Source organism: Zhenpiania hominis, assembly GCF_014333425.1.
Lineage (GTDB): Bacteria > Bacillota > Clostridia > Peptostreptococcales > Anaerovoracaceae > Hominibacterium > Hominibacterium hominis.
In genome coordinates, this window is sequence record NZ_JACRYT010000001.1 from 73,552 (window position 1) to 90,923 (window position 17,372).

The 17,372-nt window shown below is 43.8% G+C and carries 16 protein-coding genes; 14 read left to right on the forward strand and 2 right to left on the reverse strand.

Features of this window, described 5'->3' with window-relative positions; all coding sequences use genetic code 11:
- The first annotated feature begins 8 nt into the window (after positions 1 to 8).
- From H9L42_RS00340 to H9L42_RS00395, 12 genes are all read left to right on the forward strand, one after another.
- Positions 9 to 1,193 carry a hypothetical protein gene (locus H9L42_RS00340; protein WP_187301480.1) on the forward strand — a complete coding sequence of 395 codons (1,185 nt, stop codon included), beginning with the start codon at positions 9 to 11 and terminating at the stop codon, positions 1,191 to 1,193.
- On the forward strand, positions 1,180 to 1,479 hold the full coding sequence (locus H9L42_RS00345; protein WP_187301481.1) for a hypothetical protein: 300 nt from the start codon (positions 1,180 to 1,182) through the stop codon (positions 1,477 to 1,479). The genes H9L42_RS00340 and H9L42_RS00345 overlap by 14 nt, the downstream gene beginning before the upstream one ends.
- A 185-nt stretch (positions 1,480 to 1,664) precedes the next feature.
- Complete coding sequence (locus H9L42_RS00350; protein ID WP_187301482.1) at positions 1,665 to 2,114, forward strand: JAB domain-containing protein; 450 nt, start codon at positions 1,665 to 1,667, stop codon at positions 2,112 to 2,114.
- Positions 2,115 to 3,377: 1,263 nt separating this feature from the next.
- The gene (locus H9L42_RS00355; protein ID WP_187301483.1) at positions 3,378 to 4,211 is read left to right on the forward strand and encodes a DUF5688 family protein; all 834 of its coding nucleotides are present in this window, start codon (positions 3,378 to 3,380) and stop codon (positions 4,209 to 4,211) included.
- A 548-nt stretch (positions 4,212 to 4,759) separates the two neighbouring features.
- Complete coding sequence (locus H9L42_RS00360) at positions 4,760 to 5,260, forward strand: molecular chaperone DnaJ (RefSeq protein ID WP_187301484.1); 501 nt, start codon at positions 4,760 to 4,762, stop codon at positions 5,258 to 5,260.
- 23 nt (positions 5,261 to 5,283) lie between these two features.
- On the forward strand, positions 5,284 to 5,541 hold the full coding sequence (locus H9L42_RS00365; protein ID WP_187301485.1) for a hypothetical protein: 258 nt from the start codon (positions 5,284 to 5,286) through the stop codon (positions 5,539 to 5,541).
- A gap of 22 nt (positions 5,542 to 5,563) precedes the next feature.
- Positions 5,564 to 5,806: a hypothetical protein gene (locus H9L42_RS00370; protein WP_187301486.1), complete on the forward strand. Its 243-nt coding sequence runs from the start codon at positions 5,564 to 5,566 to the stop codon at positions 5,804 to 5,806.
- A complete protein-coding gene (locus H9L42_RS00375; protein WP_187301487.1) occupies positions 5,803 to 5,943 on the forward strand; it encodes a hypothetical protein in 141 nt (46 codons plus the stop codon). The genes H9L42_RS00370 and H9L42_RS00375 overlap by 4 nt, the downstream gene beginning before the upstream one ends.
- Positions 5,944 to 6,323: 380 nt before the next feature.
- Positions 6,324 to 6,854 (forward strand): radical SAM protein, encoded by a 531-nt coding sequence (locus H9L42_RS00380; RefSeq protein WP_187301902.1) that lies wholly within the window; start codon positions 6,324 to 6,326, stop codon positions 6,852 to 6,854.
- Positions 6,855 to 6,883: 29 nt separating this feature from the next.
- The gene (locus H9L42_RS00385) at positions 6,884 to 8,296 is read left to right on the forward strand and encodes a Na+/H+ antiporter NhaC family protein (RefSeq protein WP_187301488.1); all 1,413 of its coding nucleotides are present in this window, start codon (positions 6,884 to 6,886) and stop codon (positions 8,294 to 8,296) included.
- 306 nt (positions 8,297 to 8,602) lie between these two features.
- Positions 8,603 to 10,108, forward strand: coding sequence for an Ig-like domain-containing protein (locus H9L42_RS00390; protein WP_187301489.1), 1,506 nt, complete (start codon positions 8,603 to 8,605; stop codon positions 10,106 to 10,108).
- Positions 10,002 to 12,410 (forward strand): hypothetical protein, encoded by a 2,409-nt coding sequence (locus H9L42_RS00395; RefSeq protein ID WP_187301490.1) that lies wholly within the window; start codon positions 10,002 to 10,004, stop codon positions 12,408 to 12,410. The genes H9L42_RS00390 and H9L42_RS00395 overlap by 107 nt, the downstream gene beginning before the upstream one ends.
- A 172-nt stretch (positions 12,411 to 12,582) precedes the next feature.
- Here H9L42_RS00395 and H9L42_RS00400 read toward each other — a convergent pair whose 3' ends face one another.
- A complete protein-coding gene (locus tag H9L42_RS00400) occupies positions 12,583 to 12,984 on the reverse strand; it encodes a bacteriohemerythrin (RefSeq protein ID WP_187301491.1) in 402 nt (133 codons plus the stop codon).
- A 210-nt stretch (positions 12,985 to 13,194) separates the two neighbouring features.
- Between H9L42_RS00400 and H9L42_RS00405 the strand changes: the two genes are divergently transcribed.
- Together H9L42_RS00405 and H9L42_RS00410 are read left to right on the forward strand one after the other, a co-directional pair.
- Positions 13,195 to 14,847 (forward strand): putative bifunctional diguanylate cyclase/phosphodiesterase, encoded by a 1,653-nt coding sequence (locus H9L42_RS00405; protein WP_187301492.1) that lies wholly within the window; start codon positions 13,195 to 13,197, stop codon positions 14,845 to 14,847.
- Between the two features lie 22 nt (positions 14,848 to 14,869).
- Positions 14,870 to 16,099 carry a flagellar filament capping protein FliD gene (locus H9L42_RS00410; RefSeq protein ID WP_187301493.1) on the forward strand — a complete coding sequence of 410 codons (1,230 nt, stop codon included), beginning with the start codon at positions 14,870 to 14,872 and terminating at the stop codon, positions 16,097 to 16,099.
- 139 nt (positions 16,100 to 16,238) lie between these two features.
- On the opposite strand, the gene H9L42_RS00415 is transcribed toward H9L42_RS00410, so the two are convergent.
- On the reverse strand, positions 16,239 to 17,351 hold the full coding sequence (locus tag H9L42_RS00415) for a protein-glutamate methylesterase/protein-glutamine glutaminase (RefSeq protein WP_187301494.1): 1,113 nt from the start codon (positions 17,349 to 17,351) through the stop codon (positions 16,239 to 16,241).
- Between the last annotated feature and the right edge of the window lie 21 nt (positions 17,352 to 17,372).

The window sequence follows — 17,372 nt, forward strand, 5'->3', positions numbered from 1 at the left end:
GAAAACCGATGCAACAAATCATATTTATTGGAGAGAAAACATCCGGCTGGTTCGCGGAGGAAGTCGCAAGAGAACGGGGATACGCGTTTACTTATATCCCTGCCAGAGGAGATATCCGGGGACAGGTCAATGAAATTTTGTTTGCCGCGAAAGGAAATAAATGCGAATTTCTGATTTTTGACCTGGAACAGTACACGAATTCTGCAGAAGAAATCGCGGATGAAATGCGCAGCCTGCAGGCTGCGACCAATGCCGAAGTATTGGCTTATGTTCCGGCATTTCTTCCGGAAAGTCATATGTGCCGAACCCTGTTTGACCGGGATCTGAAAAAGTTTATTGTCGCCGGAAATCCAACGGAAATGAAGGACCAGCTGGAAAAAAACATGAACGGCTATTATGAAGGCAACCAGCGAAAGGAGGTAAAGAACCTGCTGCAGCTGCAGGAAGAAGAACAGATTCAGCTGCAGCATTTTCAAACCATAGGCGTCTGCGGTGCTTGTCACCGCATCGGAACGACCACCCAGGCTCTGCAGATTGTGCAGTATTTGAATTTGAAAGGGTATAAGGCGTGCTATATGCAGATGAACAGTATCTGCTATCCGCAGCAGGGCCAGGGTGGAAATCGCAGTGGCTATGTAGAAAAGGTTGCTTACTGGATGGATACGATCGATCGGAAGAATGAAGACCTTGGAATGATTTCCTATATGTCCGTCGACTTGTTCTATCGGCAAGATAAAATTACGGAAGTACTGAAGCAAGGATACGATTATTATGTTTACGATTATGGAGTATATACGGATCCGGATTTTAATAAAACGGCATTTGTTAAAGAGGATGTCAAATTTTTTGTTTGCGGCGCGGCGCCCACGGAACTGGATGACATGGAAGAAATCGCGAAGAATCCATTTTATGAAGATGCCCGTCTGATTTTTTCTTTTGTTCCGGAAGAAGATCAGGAAGACCTTTTGGGACTGATGGAGCAAATTCAAATCAGTGGAAGTGAGAAAGAAAACGCAAAGCGCTGTTTTTTCGCAGAGTGGACGCCAGAACCCTTTGTGTTTTCCGCGCTGAAACGATACGAAAAAATACTTCCGCTGGAGGAAAAAAAGGAACCCGACACCGGAAGGGAAAAAGCGTCCCGGAGACGTTTGTTTGGAAGAAAGAAAGGGGAAAAACGTCATGGGAAAATATGAAAAAGCCGCGAGGACCATTCGGGAAAAACAGGATTTTCAGAAAGAGCAGCAGCGGCTGCACGCAAAATATGAGGACGAATCCGCACAGGTTGTCATTAAAGAAACCAGTAATATGGCCAAATTTACGGTGAAAACCCTGTCGTCTCTGCTCCGGATTCTGACCGGTGTGCTGCTTCTTTGCCTTTCTGCCATCGGAATTTTATCTCTGGTCTATCCACAGACCAGGGAGCCACTTCTGGTGACGCTGCATGGCATTTTCCAGGAGATTTTCGGGATGCTTGAATAACTGCAGGTGGTTCTGTTCCTTTGCTCGGACAGGATACCGAACTGCGCCGCGTCATGGAAGGTTGTATCCGATCTTTTTCAGAACCTGAAAAAGGTCGAATCTCCACCTTCCATTCTGCGTCCCATTTCGGTGTTGCTCCGCTATCAAAGAAACGCACAGGCGTGTTCACAGAAAGGAGCAGAATTATGATAACCGAGTGTAAAAAGTATACGTTAATGCTGGAGGAAGAGAGGAAGATTCTTACCGAGACACCTTATTCAATTCACAATCCGAATGATCTATATCACTTTGCGGTCAAAGAGTGCAGAATGGACCGTTATCCCAATGAACATTTCCTTGTAATCGCAGTCAATACCAAAGGAGAGGTCATTGGATATCAGGTTACTTCCATCGGAAGTCTTTCCGAAGCTCCGGTATCCCCACGCAATGTATTCCAATTTGCGCTTTTATGTAATGCGGCGGGAATCTGTCTGATTCACAATCATCCAAGTGGCGATCCAACACCCAGTATCGGAGATATCAATGCCACTCTAAGACTGCGGGATGCGGGTGCTTTGCTGGACATTCCGGTTTGTGATCATGTGATCATTGGAGAAGGCACCTACAGCAGCTTGCGAGCGATCGGGGAGCTTTAATGAAGGAAAAACGCAGTCGTCTGCGTTTTTTTCTTATGAAATTCCATTTTATATGGATCGTCTTAAATAGTTAAGCGAACCTGATTTTTTGGAGATTTGTAGCAAGTTAGAAGATGCCTGCTGATGAATCAGCAGGCATCGAACAAGCAGAGAGATGTGTCGCTATCTCTCATATAAAGTATAACGGAGAAAGAAAAGAATAAAAATGAAATACTAGTAAAAAGAACAGAACCCGAAGAAATCGAAAGTAAGACTTTGACAAAATAAAAAAGCTATTGCGTGAAATGCGGATAGCTTTTTTATTTTGTCAAAATGGGAATAAAGGATCCGGGGGAGTGGTTGTAACAGGTAGCTTCAAAGACAGAGTTTTTCCATATCAGGAAAAACAAGGAGGCTTTTGCAGCGTGCAAAAGCGACCGATTTAAACAGGTGGGAAATAATGGAAAACGATAGGCGTTTTCATTCCTGAAAAATAAAATATGGTTTTTGAACTTTTTTTCTTTCTATCATTTGCAAAAGAATTAGAATCAGGAGGAAAGCAATCAGGAACGGATGGATGTCGGTAGATGTTCCATAAAAAACAGATTTCTGCTCCAGTTTTTTTTGAGGTCTGGGTTTTAGGATTGTGTTTTATTGACGCGTTCCAGCCGCCAGGAACTGATTTCGGAGGGTCCGTCAAGAGGCCCGGAGAAATCTAAAGAGAGCCTGGCGGCGGAACGTGTCCCAGGAGCCGCAGGTGAGCGGGACTGGTTCCGATTTTTGGTTCTCCTTTTTAAGGATTGCGTTACGGTTCCCACTATCCTGACGCGTTCTGGCCGTCAGGAACTGATTTCGGAGGGTCCGTCAAGAGGCCCGGAGAAATCTAAAGAGGGCCTGGCGACCGAACGCGTCCCAGGAGCCGCAGAAGGGCGGGACTGGAAGACCAGCGATGCACGTTTGAAAACGTGCATCGCTGGCGGCACAAAAAAGAGCTATTCCAAAAAGGAAGCGGAAAGAAATCATCCAAAGAAAATAAGAGAGAGCGGGGAGATAAAAAGGAGACAAAGAAGAAGCTTCATAGTTCACTTGCTATCGCATGGTACAGGGTTCAGAGCCTTCCGGGAAGGTAGTACCGGAACTTTTTGCAAAAAAGCGATCGAAAAAGTTCCGGTCTCCACCTTCCCCTACAGCTCCGCCCCCTGTCCTGCGCTGCTATCAAGTGAACAAACACTTGATACTCACAAAACCAGTAGAGCGGTAGAAACCGCAGAGAGGAGAAGAACAATGAAGTATGAAGAGTTTAAAAGTAAGGTGAAAGAGGAACTGAGGAAACAGTATCCGGATTGGATGATTCAGGAAAAGATCGTCTATAAAGTCAACATGAAAAAAGAAACCCTGATGGTTCGACCTGAAAAAGCAGAGAATCTGGCGATCCCCAATATCTATCTGGAAGATTTTTATGAAATTTTCCAACAGGATCAGGATTTTCAGAAGGCAATGCAAGCAATTTTATATCTGCTCCAGAGATACACCAGAAAAATTGTGGATCCATTCTCACAGAGCCTGAAAAAGGAGAACATCATAATAGAATTGATTTCTCAGAAGCAAAATCAGGAACTGCTTCGAAACATTCCTTATACTCCTTTTCAGGATTTAGCCTGTGTTTATCGGTATATCTTGAGACAAGATGAAAGTGGAATGGGAACCATGTTGCTGACAGACGATCTGGTGAAAGTTTTCTCTCTTGCTTCAGAAGAACTCCATGACCTTGCAATGAAGAATACAAAAGAAAAATTTTCTTTTGAGGTCATGCGGCTAAGCGAAATGCTCTATGCTGTAACAAGCGCGACAAGAGAGTGGGGAGCAACCGCTCTGATTTTTCCGGAAACGCTGGCATTTCTTGGAGAGAAAATAAAGGAAAATTTCTATATCCTTCCGACATCGATTCATGAATTTATGGCTGTTCCACAAAAGGACTGTCAAGTGGAGGAATTACTTGGAATGTTAAAAGAAGGGAATCAGACCCTGATTACGAAAAACGAATTTCTTTCAAGCAGTATTTATCATTACGATATCCGTACGAAACAATTAAAGATTGTCGCAAATTATGATGTATAATCGGTGAAGGCCCCATACCCACAAGTATGTGGGCCTTTTCTTTGCCGATACCAGGAAAAGGACCGGTTTGCGTCCGCAAACCCGCGATTGAAGTTTGAGAAACGAAGTATAAAAAGCAGCCGGCTGCAGTCCGCTCACCTGCGGCCTGCAGGAACCAGTTGGCAGCCAGGCGCTCACTAGATTCTTCCGGGCCTCTTGACGGACCCTCCAGAATCAGCGCCTGGCTACCGAACTGACTTCTGTTTCTGAAACCTTCTGGAACAAAGAGCGTCTAACCAGAGAAAAAAGGAAGCGTTTGCAGATGCAAACGTTCATAAAAAAGCAGTACAGAGTTTGGGGGCACCAAACTCTGTCAGATTCTTTGCCCGTTCACCTGAACCGGCATTGTATGTTTTCCAGTCTCTCATTTCCAGGTAGTACGAATTTTTTTTCGAAAAGAGCACTCGAAAAAAGAATTCGTCTCCACCTGGAAATGGGTTCCTTTCAAATATCCTGCGCCGCTATCAGGTAAACGAGCCGCAGGGCTCACCAAAAAGGAGGAATGGAATATGGCAAACGGAATATTTTTTAAAGGAATTGGAACGTTGGAAGATTTAAAACGGCAATACCGGACACTGGCATTGCAGAACCACCCGGACAGGGGCGGCGATGTGGAAGTCATGAAAGCAATTAATAACGAATATGACAAACTTTTCGCACAGGTTAAGGATACGCACAAGAACAAAGAAGGGGAAACCTACACGAAAGAAAATCCGGAAACAGCGGAAGAATTTAAGGACATCATCGACAAGCTGATTAAAATGCAGGGAGTCGAAATAGAAGTTATAGGCTGTTTCATTTGGCTAAGCGGCAACACAAAGGAACATAAAGAAGCCATCAAGGCTCTAGGGTTCCGGTGGCATAGCAAAAAAAAGATGTGGTACAAAGCCCCTGAAGGCTATAAGAGATGGGGCAAAAAAGAGTACAGTATGAATGAAATCCGTGGAATGTACGGGACAAGCGGGAAATTCCACGGAGAAGAAGATAAAACTTTAAAATTGGGGGCATAAAGCCCCCGGAAGGGAGAAAAGAAATGTTCCAATTAGAAGAAACTGCGTTGCTTGAAAAATTAAAGGAAGCATACGAATCCACAACGCAAAAAGACAATTATTTTTTTGAGGCAATCAAAGAACTTCAGTGGGATGAAATTTTTAAAGCGGATGGAGAAATCTGTTTCTGCAAAGGCCAATTTTCCTTAATTGTGGAGAATCTCAACCCGTTTGAGGAAGCATATCCGCCATCTGTAACCTTTCAAAATGAAGTCATATACTTCCGTCCGCCGGAGCGGTAAATCCGGCAGAAAGGAAAATACTATGAAATATAAATTAACTTGGAAAGAAAAAGGAAAGAAAAAGGGAGAGCGTTTTTCGATTTTTGTCAAGGCGCAAAATATGGAGAAGGCCATCGGAAAGGGATTCAAGGAACTCTTTCCATATGAAAGAGAAACCTATTCACTCATAAAATGTGAAACAATAGAAAAGGAAAAAAAGAAAAAAACAATAGAGGAACGGTTGTTTTATGCGGCCGTAAAAGAACGAGAGCAGTTTCTTAAATGAAAATGGCGGGAACCTATGAAAATCAGGCCATACAAGAACAAAAACAGCGTTCCTGGGTACTATATGAGGTAATCCAAAAGGCAGATTTAATCTGCGAATATCATGAATATCAAATCGAACATTTAAAACGGCTTTAAGCCGTTTTTTCGTCGAAAAAAAGGATTGGTTTGCACATGCAAACCTTCAATGGGTATTTCGCAAAGCGGGAGCTATGCCGGCGAAATGACTACTAGCTGCAGTCCGCTCACCTGCGGCCTGCAGGAACCAGTTGGCATCCAGACGCTCAATAGATTCTTTCGGGCCTCTTGACGGACCCTGCAGAATCAGCGCCTGGATACCGAACTGGTTGTTCTATTTGAAACCTGCCTGAAAAAGAAAGAGTAAGCAGGAAAACAAGAAAAAGGTAGCGTTTGCAATCGCAAACGTTCCTGTATAAATATAGGTTCGGTTTCTTTCGGAAACCGTCCATTATAAACAGGATAAGGGTTTTTATGACAACACAGGGGGCGGACTTACCATTAGCGGAGGCGAGCTCCTTATGCAGGCGGAAGCCGCGGAACGGCTCATCGACGAAGCGGGCCGCCGCGGAATAAGCGTGTGCCTGGATACATCGGGATACGGCGATTCCCAGGCGCTCATGACAATGGCGCGCAAAGAGAATGTGGCTTACATCCTTTATGATATGAAAGCTATAGATGATGAAGTACATAAAGCCTATACGGGCGTAAGCAATAAACGAATCCTGGAAAATCTTGAAATGCTGGCAACGGACAGCCGCGCGAGTGGAAAGCTGATTCTGCGGATGCCTTTGATAAAAGGCGTAAACGACAGCGAGGAGATGATCCGGCGGACTGGGGAATTTTACAGGAAACTGGGGATTCGGCGGGTGAATCTGCTGCCTTATCACAACTTTGGCATAAGCAAGAAAAGAAATGTGGGCGGCGAGCAGGAAGCCTTTGAGCAGCCGGCAAAAGAGCGCCTGACAGAAATCGAAATTTATTTTCAAAATGAGATAAATTTAAGTGTGGAAGTATTGGGAGACAAATAGGGAAAATCACAACTAGGAGAGGAAAATCAATGGATGGAACAAATTTGGGAATTCTTACACTGATACCGGCGCTGAGCTTTCTGGTGTTCGCGCTGGTGACCAAGAAATGTATCCTGAGCATTATGCTGTCGGGTATGCTGGGATATATCTTCTACTACAAGGCATCTTTTTTCATGCCTATGATGGACGCGCTGTTGGAAGCAACCTGCGACGGAGATAACAATTATATTGTTATTATCTGCCTGCTCTTCGGATGCTTTGTGCAGCTTTTGCGTCAGTCAAAAGGCGCGCTGGCCGTTGTCGATTTGGCGCGGAAATATATCAAAACGGAAAAACAGGTGCTGCTGCTGACCTGGATTTGCGGTATCATTATCTTTATCGACGACTATCTGAGTATCTTGGTTACCGCGAACTGCGTGATTAGCCTCGCGGACGAACACAAAACGCCGAGAGAAATGCTGTGCTATATTATTAACACTACATCAGCGCCGGTATGCTTAATCATTCCGATCTCCGCATGGGTCGTATTCTTTTCGGGCGTATTTGAACAGCAGAAAGAAGCGGCTGTAGTAGGAAGCAGCGCCATGGATATTTATTATCACATCATGCCTTATTTCTTCTACCCCTTCCTATGCGTTATCTTCGTACTGCTGGTAATCTTGGGAATCGTGCCGAAACTGGGAGGTATCAAAAAGGCTTACAAGAGAGTGGAAGAGACAGGTCAGCTGTGGCCGCCGTCCAGTAATATGCAGAACCAGGGCGATGAGCTGGGCGAAGTCATGGGGGCTATCACAGATGACAGTCAGAAAGAAGAAAAGGAGATCAAGCCACACCTGTGGGCGTTCGCAGTGCCGATGATTGTGGTTATTGCTGTAACTTTATGGCTGGATGACATTCTTTACGGCGTGGCTTGCGGTATCTTTGCCTGCTTTGTACTGTTTGTTCCCACAAGAATCATGAGTATCGGAAAATTCTGCGACGCATGCTATAAGGGACTTGAGGATATGTTGTTTATAGCGGTAGTGCTGGTTACCTCGCTGTTCTACAGAGATTCCATTGATCTGATCGGCCTGCCGGATTATTTGATCGATGTGGCGGGGCCGTACATGAGCGCGGCATGGCTGCCCGCGATTGCCTTTATCCTCATCGGACTGGTATGCTTTGCGACAGGAAATATCTGGAGCGTTCCAGCGGTTTGTACGCCAATTATCCTGCCCATGGCGGTTGCTTGCGGTGCGAGCATTCCCCTCACGCTGGGCGCCATTATTTCAGCCGCCTGCTTTGGCGCGCAGGCCTGCTTCTATTCCGACGTAACGCTACTGTCGGCTTCGGCCTGTAGAATCAACAACGTCGATTACGCGGTGGCGCAGCTTCCTTATATTGGGATTGTTACCGCAATTACTTTCGTCGGATATGTCGTCGCGGGTTTCGCGATGTCATAGACCGATAAACTGGGAAATGAATAAAAAACTTCAGGCTGTAGATGATACGCTATGCTATGATCCGGGTCTGAAGTTTTTTTATTGTGGATAACAGAACTAATGTTATTTTAGTGCCTAATCTAATTCGCGGATCTGCGTTTGTTCAATTTCATGATAGATTCGATATTCCTGATATTCATTCCTTCGAATCTGTACCTTGCAAAAAGTTGTTTTGACAACATCAAGGGGCGGAGGTAAAATAATTATGGATATAATTTTACAATCGAAACCGATAAATCCAATACAGCGGTGGACTATAACAGAATCTTGGAAGGGCAGGACAGTGAAGCGGATATTCCTTTTGGTATTAATATTTCCGGAAGCGGCTGGCAGAATATCAATACTTCAGGAGATGGAGAAGCCAATCTGAAAGCCATTCTGGATAAAGTTTCCGTACAGGATGAGAGCGGAAACAAGCTTGTTTCCGGAACAGATCTAATTGATACAAGTAAGGCTTTAACTGAAGAATATGTGCAGGCTGTGATAGCTGAAAATTCTGCAAGTGCGATTCGTTTTGGACCGGGAGAATGGTATATTGTTTACAATAATATTAAAAAAGGTGGCTATGCCACAGGTGTAAGTAACTCGGGAAAAGGGATTACACGGGGAGTGGATATGAATCTTAAGGTTCCCGCCGGAACACTGGAAGCAGGGAAAACATATAAGATTGTTTTTGAATCAGGAATCGAGAGCGGGGTCGGATCTTCTGCGGCAAACGCAAGTACGAAAACCGTAGTATTTGAATTTAAAACAAAATCTGTCAATGTACCAGTTACGTCTGTTACAGTAACGCCTTCCGGGAAAACGCTAACAGTAGGTAAAACTGTGACTTTGTCCGTTGTGGTAGCTCCACAGAATGCCACAAATAAGGAAGTAAGCTGGACATCTTCAAACAGCAGTATTGCCTCCGTAGACGAAAACGGCACTGTAACTGCCATTTCTCCGGGGACAGCTGTAATAACAGCTACTGCTGGTGGTGAAAACGAGGTGAACGGACGAGCCATTATTACAGTCGAGAAAAAAGAGATTTTAGAAGGAACGGAGCCGTTAAATCAAGCACCAGTGCTTATGGCTAAATCGGTATATCGTACAAAAACTTCAAATACAATCACCTGGACAAAAGTGAAAGGTGCATCTGGTTATTATATTTACAATGCCAGATGCAACCACAGCGGCAAAGTCTGCAAGTTAAAAAGAGTAAAAACGATCAAAAATAATAAAACGCGGAAGTGTGTTGTTCGTAATCTGAAAAAAGGTAAGAACTATAAATTCAAAGTAGCAGCCTATGCGGTTGTGAACGGGAAGAAAAAAGTAATAGCAACAAGTTATATTGGGCACTATATTGCGAATAAGAGTAGCGCGAGGGCAACCAATCCTAAGAAAATTACCGCAGTCTCTAAAAAAATAACACTGAAAACAGGAAAAACAAAAAAAGCAACTGTTAAGATTAAAAAGACAGCTGCTTCGAAATCATTATTGAGTCCGTCTCATGTAAAAAGGGTAAGATATAAAACCAGCGACAGTACAGTGGCAGTTGTAAACAAGAACGGAAAAATTACGGCAAAAAAAGCGGGAACTTGTAATGTTTACGCAGTTGCCGCAAACGGGCGCTGGGCTGATACAGGTAACCGTAAAATAACCAATGAACCGAAAAGGAGCGATAGATATGAACGTACAAAACAAAAAACACATTGCACTGCAGTGTCTGATACTGCTTGGCGCGCTGTTTTGCATCTTGCTGCTGTCGCCGGAAATTGTCCGGGCGGAGGATGACCCGGTTTCCGCCAAAAGCATTGAGGTCTACAGTGGTCCACGGCAGATTGGTGTAATAGAAGGTGAGACCTATGTTCCCTATGGCGTGAGTGTCAATGTGACCACCGGAAATGATGCTTCCGGGTATACCAAAAGAATGGGCGTGCAGGTGTTCAAAAACGGGGAGATCCAGGAAGGTTTCTCTTATTCCCAGAGCGATGTGAAGAATGGAAAAATGACGGAAACGATTTCCTATACAGAGGGAGACAAAACAGTATCAGATTCCTTTGAGGTTGATGTGATTGCCAGAGATTTTCTTCCAGATCTGGGGAGCGACGGCTTTTACGAGATCGGAACGCCTGATGAACTGACAGCTTTTTCTCTGATGGTAGGGGCTGCGGGCAAAACGGATATCAATGGCAGGCTCACTGCGGATATCGATCTGACGGGGACAGATTACCAGCCGATAGGACAGTATTACACGGAGGCCCGTCCATCTGCCAATACGACGAGCAACTGCATTGGCGGATCCTATTTTCTGGATTATTCGGGAACTTTTGACGGAAACGGCAAGACCGTGACAATGGATTTGGAAAGCAACCGGTGTGCGGCGCTGATTGGTACAGCGGAAGGCGCGACTGTTAAAAATGTTACCGTCGATGGTAGCATTCAGGCGCGTTCCACCGGATATACGGCAGTGGGAGCTGGGATTGTCGCCCTCGCGTCTTCTTCTGATGACGAGGTTACGACGATTGAAAATTGTGTAAACCGGGCGGAGATAAACTCCCAGTTTACTGCCGGTGGAATTGCCGCTTCTGGAGGGAGTGCGGTAAAGATAATCAACTGCACAAATTACGGAGACGTTTATGCGAGCGGCGGAAACTCCGGCGGAATTGTCGGACATGGAAATGCGAAAGAATGTGCCAATTACGGGGATGTATCCGGCAAACTGTCGCATATTGGAGGCATTGTCGGAACAGGCAGCGCGACTAGCTGCCTGAATATGGGCAGCATTGAACAGGAAGCCAGCAAATATACGAATGTGGGTGGGATCATCGGAACGGTATCCAGCTCTGTCTACAAGCTGGAAAATTGTGTAAATGCGGGAAATGTCACAGGACCTTACTCCGTCGGTGGAATTGCCGGCATGATCGATTCTGGCACCAAAACGGTTTCCAACTGTTATAATTATGGGACAATTTCCTGCAATTATGAAAACAATCCTTCCAGATACGGCGGTGTCGCGGGGGTCGTGGGAATTCAGTCCACGACCCTTCTACAGCTGGATATCACCGGGTGCTACAATTTGGGTTCCATTGTTCATGGGAAAGGGCAAACCGGCGCTATTTTAGGGTATACTGGAAACCTTCCGTCAAGCTACCCAAACCGGGATACGGTGGAATGTCTATACACCGTGTCAGACTGTTACTACATAGACGGAACTGCGAAATCCGTCATTGGATTTGTCGGATCCGAAAAGAACATAACGGATCAGTCGACTGCGCTTTCCATCGGAGAGATGATTGCGGCAATTCAGTCGAAAGCGGAGGACAGTGCGCTGCCATACAGCGACACACAGCTGCAGGTTTTAAATCAATTTTTGGATCAGGAAAATCAGAATGCGGCAGATGCCGTGATTTCCCGCATTGACGCGCTGGGCACAATTACGCTGAACAGTGAAAGTGCTGTCAGCGCGGCGCGGAATCTGTATGACGCACTGACCCGGGAGCAGAAGGAACTGGTTACCAATTACAGCAAACTGACTGCTGCGGAAACAACGCTGCAGACCTTGAAGGAGAGGCAGACAAGAGCAGAAGCAAAAAGAGTGTTATTCCGTACTGCGAAACTGTCGCTTTCCGCGACAACATATACTTACACCGGAAAGGCCAGGACACCGGAAGTAACCGGTCTGGAAGGCTTAGTGAAAAATATCGATTATACTGTCGGTTATCGGAATCATGTGAAGACCGGAAAAGCGACCGTCATAATTACTGGAAAAGGCGATTGTGCAGGTCTAAGCAGAAGCATTTCTTTCCGCATTGTTCCGCAAAAAGCCGCGATCCAAAAGTTGAAAAAAGGTAAAAAGTCCATGCAGGTGCGAATTGCCAGTCAGAAAAAGGCCGGTGTGACCGGCTATCAGATCTCCTACAGATATGGGAAAAAAGGAGCCTTCAAAACAATAGTCACAACAAAAACTGTAAAGAAAATCCGAAAACTTAAAAATAAAAAATATTATTATGTGAAAGTACGTGCCTATAAAAAAATTGATGGGAAGAAATATTACGGCAGATACAGCAAGGCGAAGAAAATAAAAGTACAGTAGAGTTATAATACGTATAGAGGGTGCCTCAAAGCCATGAATTTCAGCTTTGGGGCACTCTTTTTCACAGCGGCAGTAGAAATATAATCTCAAAAAAATAGTTTGGATTGTTTATATATAGCATAAAACTGCCGATATTTATAGAAAGGATACTTGTAAAGCAGGTTTTGTAGAATCACGAAGAAGCTTTGATATGATCGGCAATACGCTTATCATCCATTCGGATATGTGTAATCAGAACTCCGATGATTTCATTTAGTTTTCCAAGGGTTGCGATAGTAGCTCCAGTATTGATGATTTGGTTTTCAACCTGAGTAAGTTTCTGTTTGTACTGCTCGTGGAACTGTCTGTGGGCAGAATAGCCAGGATATTTGCTTTGTATCTGGAGTTGTTCCTCATCGCGAAAATGTTTGGCCACATAATCGTTTAGAAAACGAACTGTTTTTTCGATTAAATCGCGTCCCTTTCCTTGGGAACAGGCATCCATTAGTTTATTTACTGCATCGAAAAGTTGTCTATGTTCATTATCGATCAGTGCGTTTCCGGTTTCTAAGTCTTTCGTTAATGTGTATTTCATAACGATTCCTCCTTAATAATTAGTATTTGTTAAGAACTATTATTAATATAGCTTGAAAAAGAGGAAAATGCAAGTACTGTACCTAAAGTTTTTAAAAAAGTTTACAAAATCTAGTAATAGCAATGGTAATAGTAAAGAAAGGGGTAGTACAAAAGATTTAAAATGAGACAGAAGCTGATGATTTTAGATCACAATAGAGAGACAAATAATATGTTAAAATTCTTATTGGAAGATGAATTCACGGTATTTCAGGCTTTTTGCCAAGAAGAAGCGAGAGCTGTTTTAAAAGGAATAGGAAAACGGTTAAATGCTGTTTTGATGGAAAATATTTACTGGGAAGATGATGGAGAGTTATCTGTAAATCTGATACGGGAGCAGGTTTTAAAATTAAGGATACCTGCGCTAAGTCTGATGGAACAGTACGATTCGTATCTGGCGGCAAAGGCGATCGAAAACGGAGCGGACGAAATCCTCGTCAAGGCATGTAAGAAACAAATTATAAAAAAACGGGTGGAGAATCTGATTTTAAAAGGGGAATTGACCGCAGCAAGAGAATATGATTCACTAACAGGTATTTACAACAAAGAAGCTTTTTTTAGCAAAGTGGAAGAATTGTTGAAAAATAATGCACAGACTCGATATTGGCTTTTATGTTTGGATATTGAACATTTTAAGGTGATTAATGATCTTTATGGAACAGAGGAAGGCGACAGGTTGCTTCGTTTTGTGGGTGAACGTCTAAAAATACTTTCTATGCAGATTGGCGGTATTGCCGGGCGTTTTGCATCGGATATTTTTGCAGGGTGCTATCCGGATGGCGAGGAAAGATGTGAAGAGATTTCAAGAGAAATTATGGCGCAGCTTCATGGATATCCACTTCAGATGGAAGTGATTGCGGACTTGGGATTTTATTATATTAAAGATACTTCAATTCCGGTCAGCACCATGTGTGATCGGGCTCTGATTGCGTTGAAATCAATAAGGGGAAATTACCTGGATGATTATGCCATTTACCATGATTCTATGCGGGATGAACTTCTTTTGGAGCAGGAATTGATCAATGATATGGAGCTTGCATTGGAAAATAGAGAATTTAAACTCTATCTACAGCCCCAATGCAATTTGGCTACTTCCAAAATTGTCGGGGCAGAAGCTCTGGTGCGGTGGCAGCATCCGGAAAAGGGACTGATTCTCCCAGGGAAATTTATTCCGCTCTTTGAAGAAAATCATTTTATTTTAAAGCTGGACAATTACATATGGGAGGAATGCTGTAAATTTCTTAGAGACTGGGTAAATGGCGGGAATGTGCCGGTTCCCATTTCTGTAAATTTATCTCGAATTCATCTGTGTGACAGTGGCCTTTACGACCGTCTGATTTTTCTAATAGAAAAATATGATATTTCTCCAGCATGGATTGATTTGGAGATTATGGAGTCAGCCTATGCGGATGACACCGGTTATCTGAATCAGATTGTGGACAGACTAAGAAATTACGGTTTTACGATTCTATTGGATGACTTTGGGAGAGGCTATTCATCTCTCAGTACGTTGAAAGATATAAATGCGGATGCATTAAAGCTGGATATGCGATTTTTGACAGAAGCGTCAAATAACAAAGATAAAGGTCGAGATATTCTGGAATGTGTGGTTTATATGGCTAAGCGGTTACATATGCCAGTCTTAGTTGAAGGTGTGGAAACGAAAGAACAGGTGGATTTTTTGAGAAAGATTAATTGCTGTTATGCTCAGGGATTTTATTACTATAGACCAATGGCAGCACAAGCATTTCAGCAACTATTGAAAAATAAGGACCTCGTGGAATATGATTCATATATTTCTAAAAAACTTGATAGAACTATGTAAGTAGAGAAAGGAGGAAAAAGACATGTGGTTAAACGGAATTCATTCATATGGCACACGAAGTATGAGCTATTATAGTTATCAGGCTGCCATGAACAATATTCGATTAACACAGGCACTGTCCGGCAACCCCAAGATTCAGGCGGCAGTACCGCAGATCTCACCGACAGATACGCCGCTGAAAGACAGCTATGATTTCATAAAGGAATATAGCTCCAGTATGTCTTCTTTGATGAAGGCGGCATCGGAACTGAAAGGCACAAATGCATCAGGAGCAATGAACGACTTGTTTGTCAGCAGTTCCGATTTGGATGTGGCTACAGTTTCAGAAAATCTGACAATACGAAAGCCGAATGATTTTAATCTGAGTGTGTCGCAACTTGCTCAGTCACAACAAAACATCAGTAATGTAGTGAAAGTTTCAGATCCTGCTACAGGGAATATGGATTTCACTATCAGTAGAGGGAGAGACTCTGTTCATGTGCAAGTCAATGCGGTTGGCGAAGATGGAGTAAGTTTGACAAACGGGCAGATGCTTCGGGAAGCTGCGCGACAGATTAATTGCAGTTCCGTTGGCATTCGAGCGACGATGGTTCGGTATGATGGAGAAGTTGCGTTAAAATTGGAAGGGCTTGATACAGGGACAGCAAACCGATTTAAAGTAGACGGCGATTTGGGTGCAGCGGCAGGAATGGATCATGTACAGACAGATGCGGTCAATGCCAGATATTCTGTGACCGCAGACGGTATAACGAAGAACTATACATCTTCTGATAACCGTATTACGCTGGATGGAAGCCGTATTTCCGTGGAACTGAAGACGGAAGGTGAAACTAAAATTCAAACTGGATTGGATACAGAACGGATTTCGTCGGCAGTTGAAAATCTGACAGAGTGTTACAACGATGTGCTGACAGTCCTTCATGATAACTATGACAGAGGCACTGGAATCCATCGTCAGCTTCAGAATCTTGTGAGAGGGCTTGGAGCGGAGAAATCCTTGGAAATGCTGGGAATTACAGTAAATGAAGACGCTACCTTGAGTTTTGATAAAACAGTATTAAAGGAAAACATAGAAAAAAATTCTTCTCTCGTGCGGGATCTGATTTCCGGTACAGGTGGAATTGCCGATATAGCTTTTAATAAAGCAGTAGGCGGCATGAATATGAATTCCAGTTCTTTGATTAACAAGGATATTTCCTACTTGCATAACAATTATTATGCAGTAGGGCTCATGATGGATTATTTTATATAGCAGTGAGATAGGGCGGCGATGCAAAATACTGTCTGTACATTCCAGCACAAATAAAGAGATCGGCCGATAGCGGCGCAGATCTCTTTTTATAATGTAAGAAATATCGTTTCATCAATATTTTTTCTTTTTTCAGTGAAAACTATAGACGGTTCAGGTACTGGATCAGAACATCAGGAATTGCCGAACAGGCGGCCTGAATGCAGACTCCGCCGATATCATAGGCAGCCATTGGCATTCCATAAACAACACAGGACGCTTTATCCTGTCCAATCGTATAGGCTCCGGCCTTTTTCATTTTGAGAAGACCATCGGCTCCATCATGTCCCATCCCCGTAAGAATGATCCCAACCGCATTCTGTTTTGCGGTATTTGCAACTGACTGAAAGAGAACATCAACAGAAGGCCGGTGTCCGCTTACCTTTTCACCAGCATAGCAACGGATTCGATAATCACTGCCGCTGGGAACAATCTTCATTTGAAGATCTCCCCCTGGAGCGATAAAGGCATGGCCACGGCGGATCAGATCTCCATCTTCAGCTTCTTTGACATTCATTTGGCAGAGTCGGTTCAGACGTTCCGCGTACATCTTTGTAAAACCTTTGGGCATGTGCTGCGTAATTACGATACCAGGTATATCCGCCGGAAGCTGCCGGAGAATCTGGAGCGTGGCTTCAGTACCGCCAGTGGAGGCTCCAATGGCGATAATCGTACGATTAAGTCGGAACGAAGAGCTAGGCTTCAATTTTAAAATCTTAGCAGACGAAACGCCACTGCTGGAAGCAGAAGACTGTGAGGCGGCCATCTGAGTACGAGAAGCAAGGGCTGGCGAAGAAGCAGAAGGCTTTGTCACTTTGGCGTGGGATGCAATCAGAATTTTGCTGGCAAGATTCTGAATAAATACCGAAGACGGGTTATCACCACTCATATCAGGCTTTCTTACAAAATCAACGGCACCGTAAGCAAGGGCATCAAAGACACTGACATTCAAAGAAGATACAAGAATTACAGGAAGCGGATATTTTGGCAGAAGTTGTTTCAGAAAATCAATTCCGTTTAACTGCGGCATCTCTACATCGAGTGTCAGCACATCTGGTTTCAGTTTCGGAATCTTCCGCATTGCGTCAAAGGCATTTACCGCGTATCCAACGACTTCAATTCGAGACTGTACTTTTGGCAAGTTTTCGGAAAGAAATCGATCGAACACAAGAGAATCATCCACGATCAGAACTTTTATTTTAGATTCAACGAGCATAATAACTATTTCCTTTCCCTA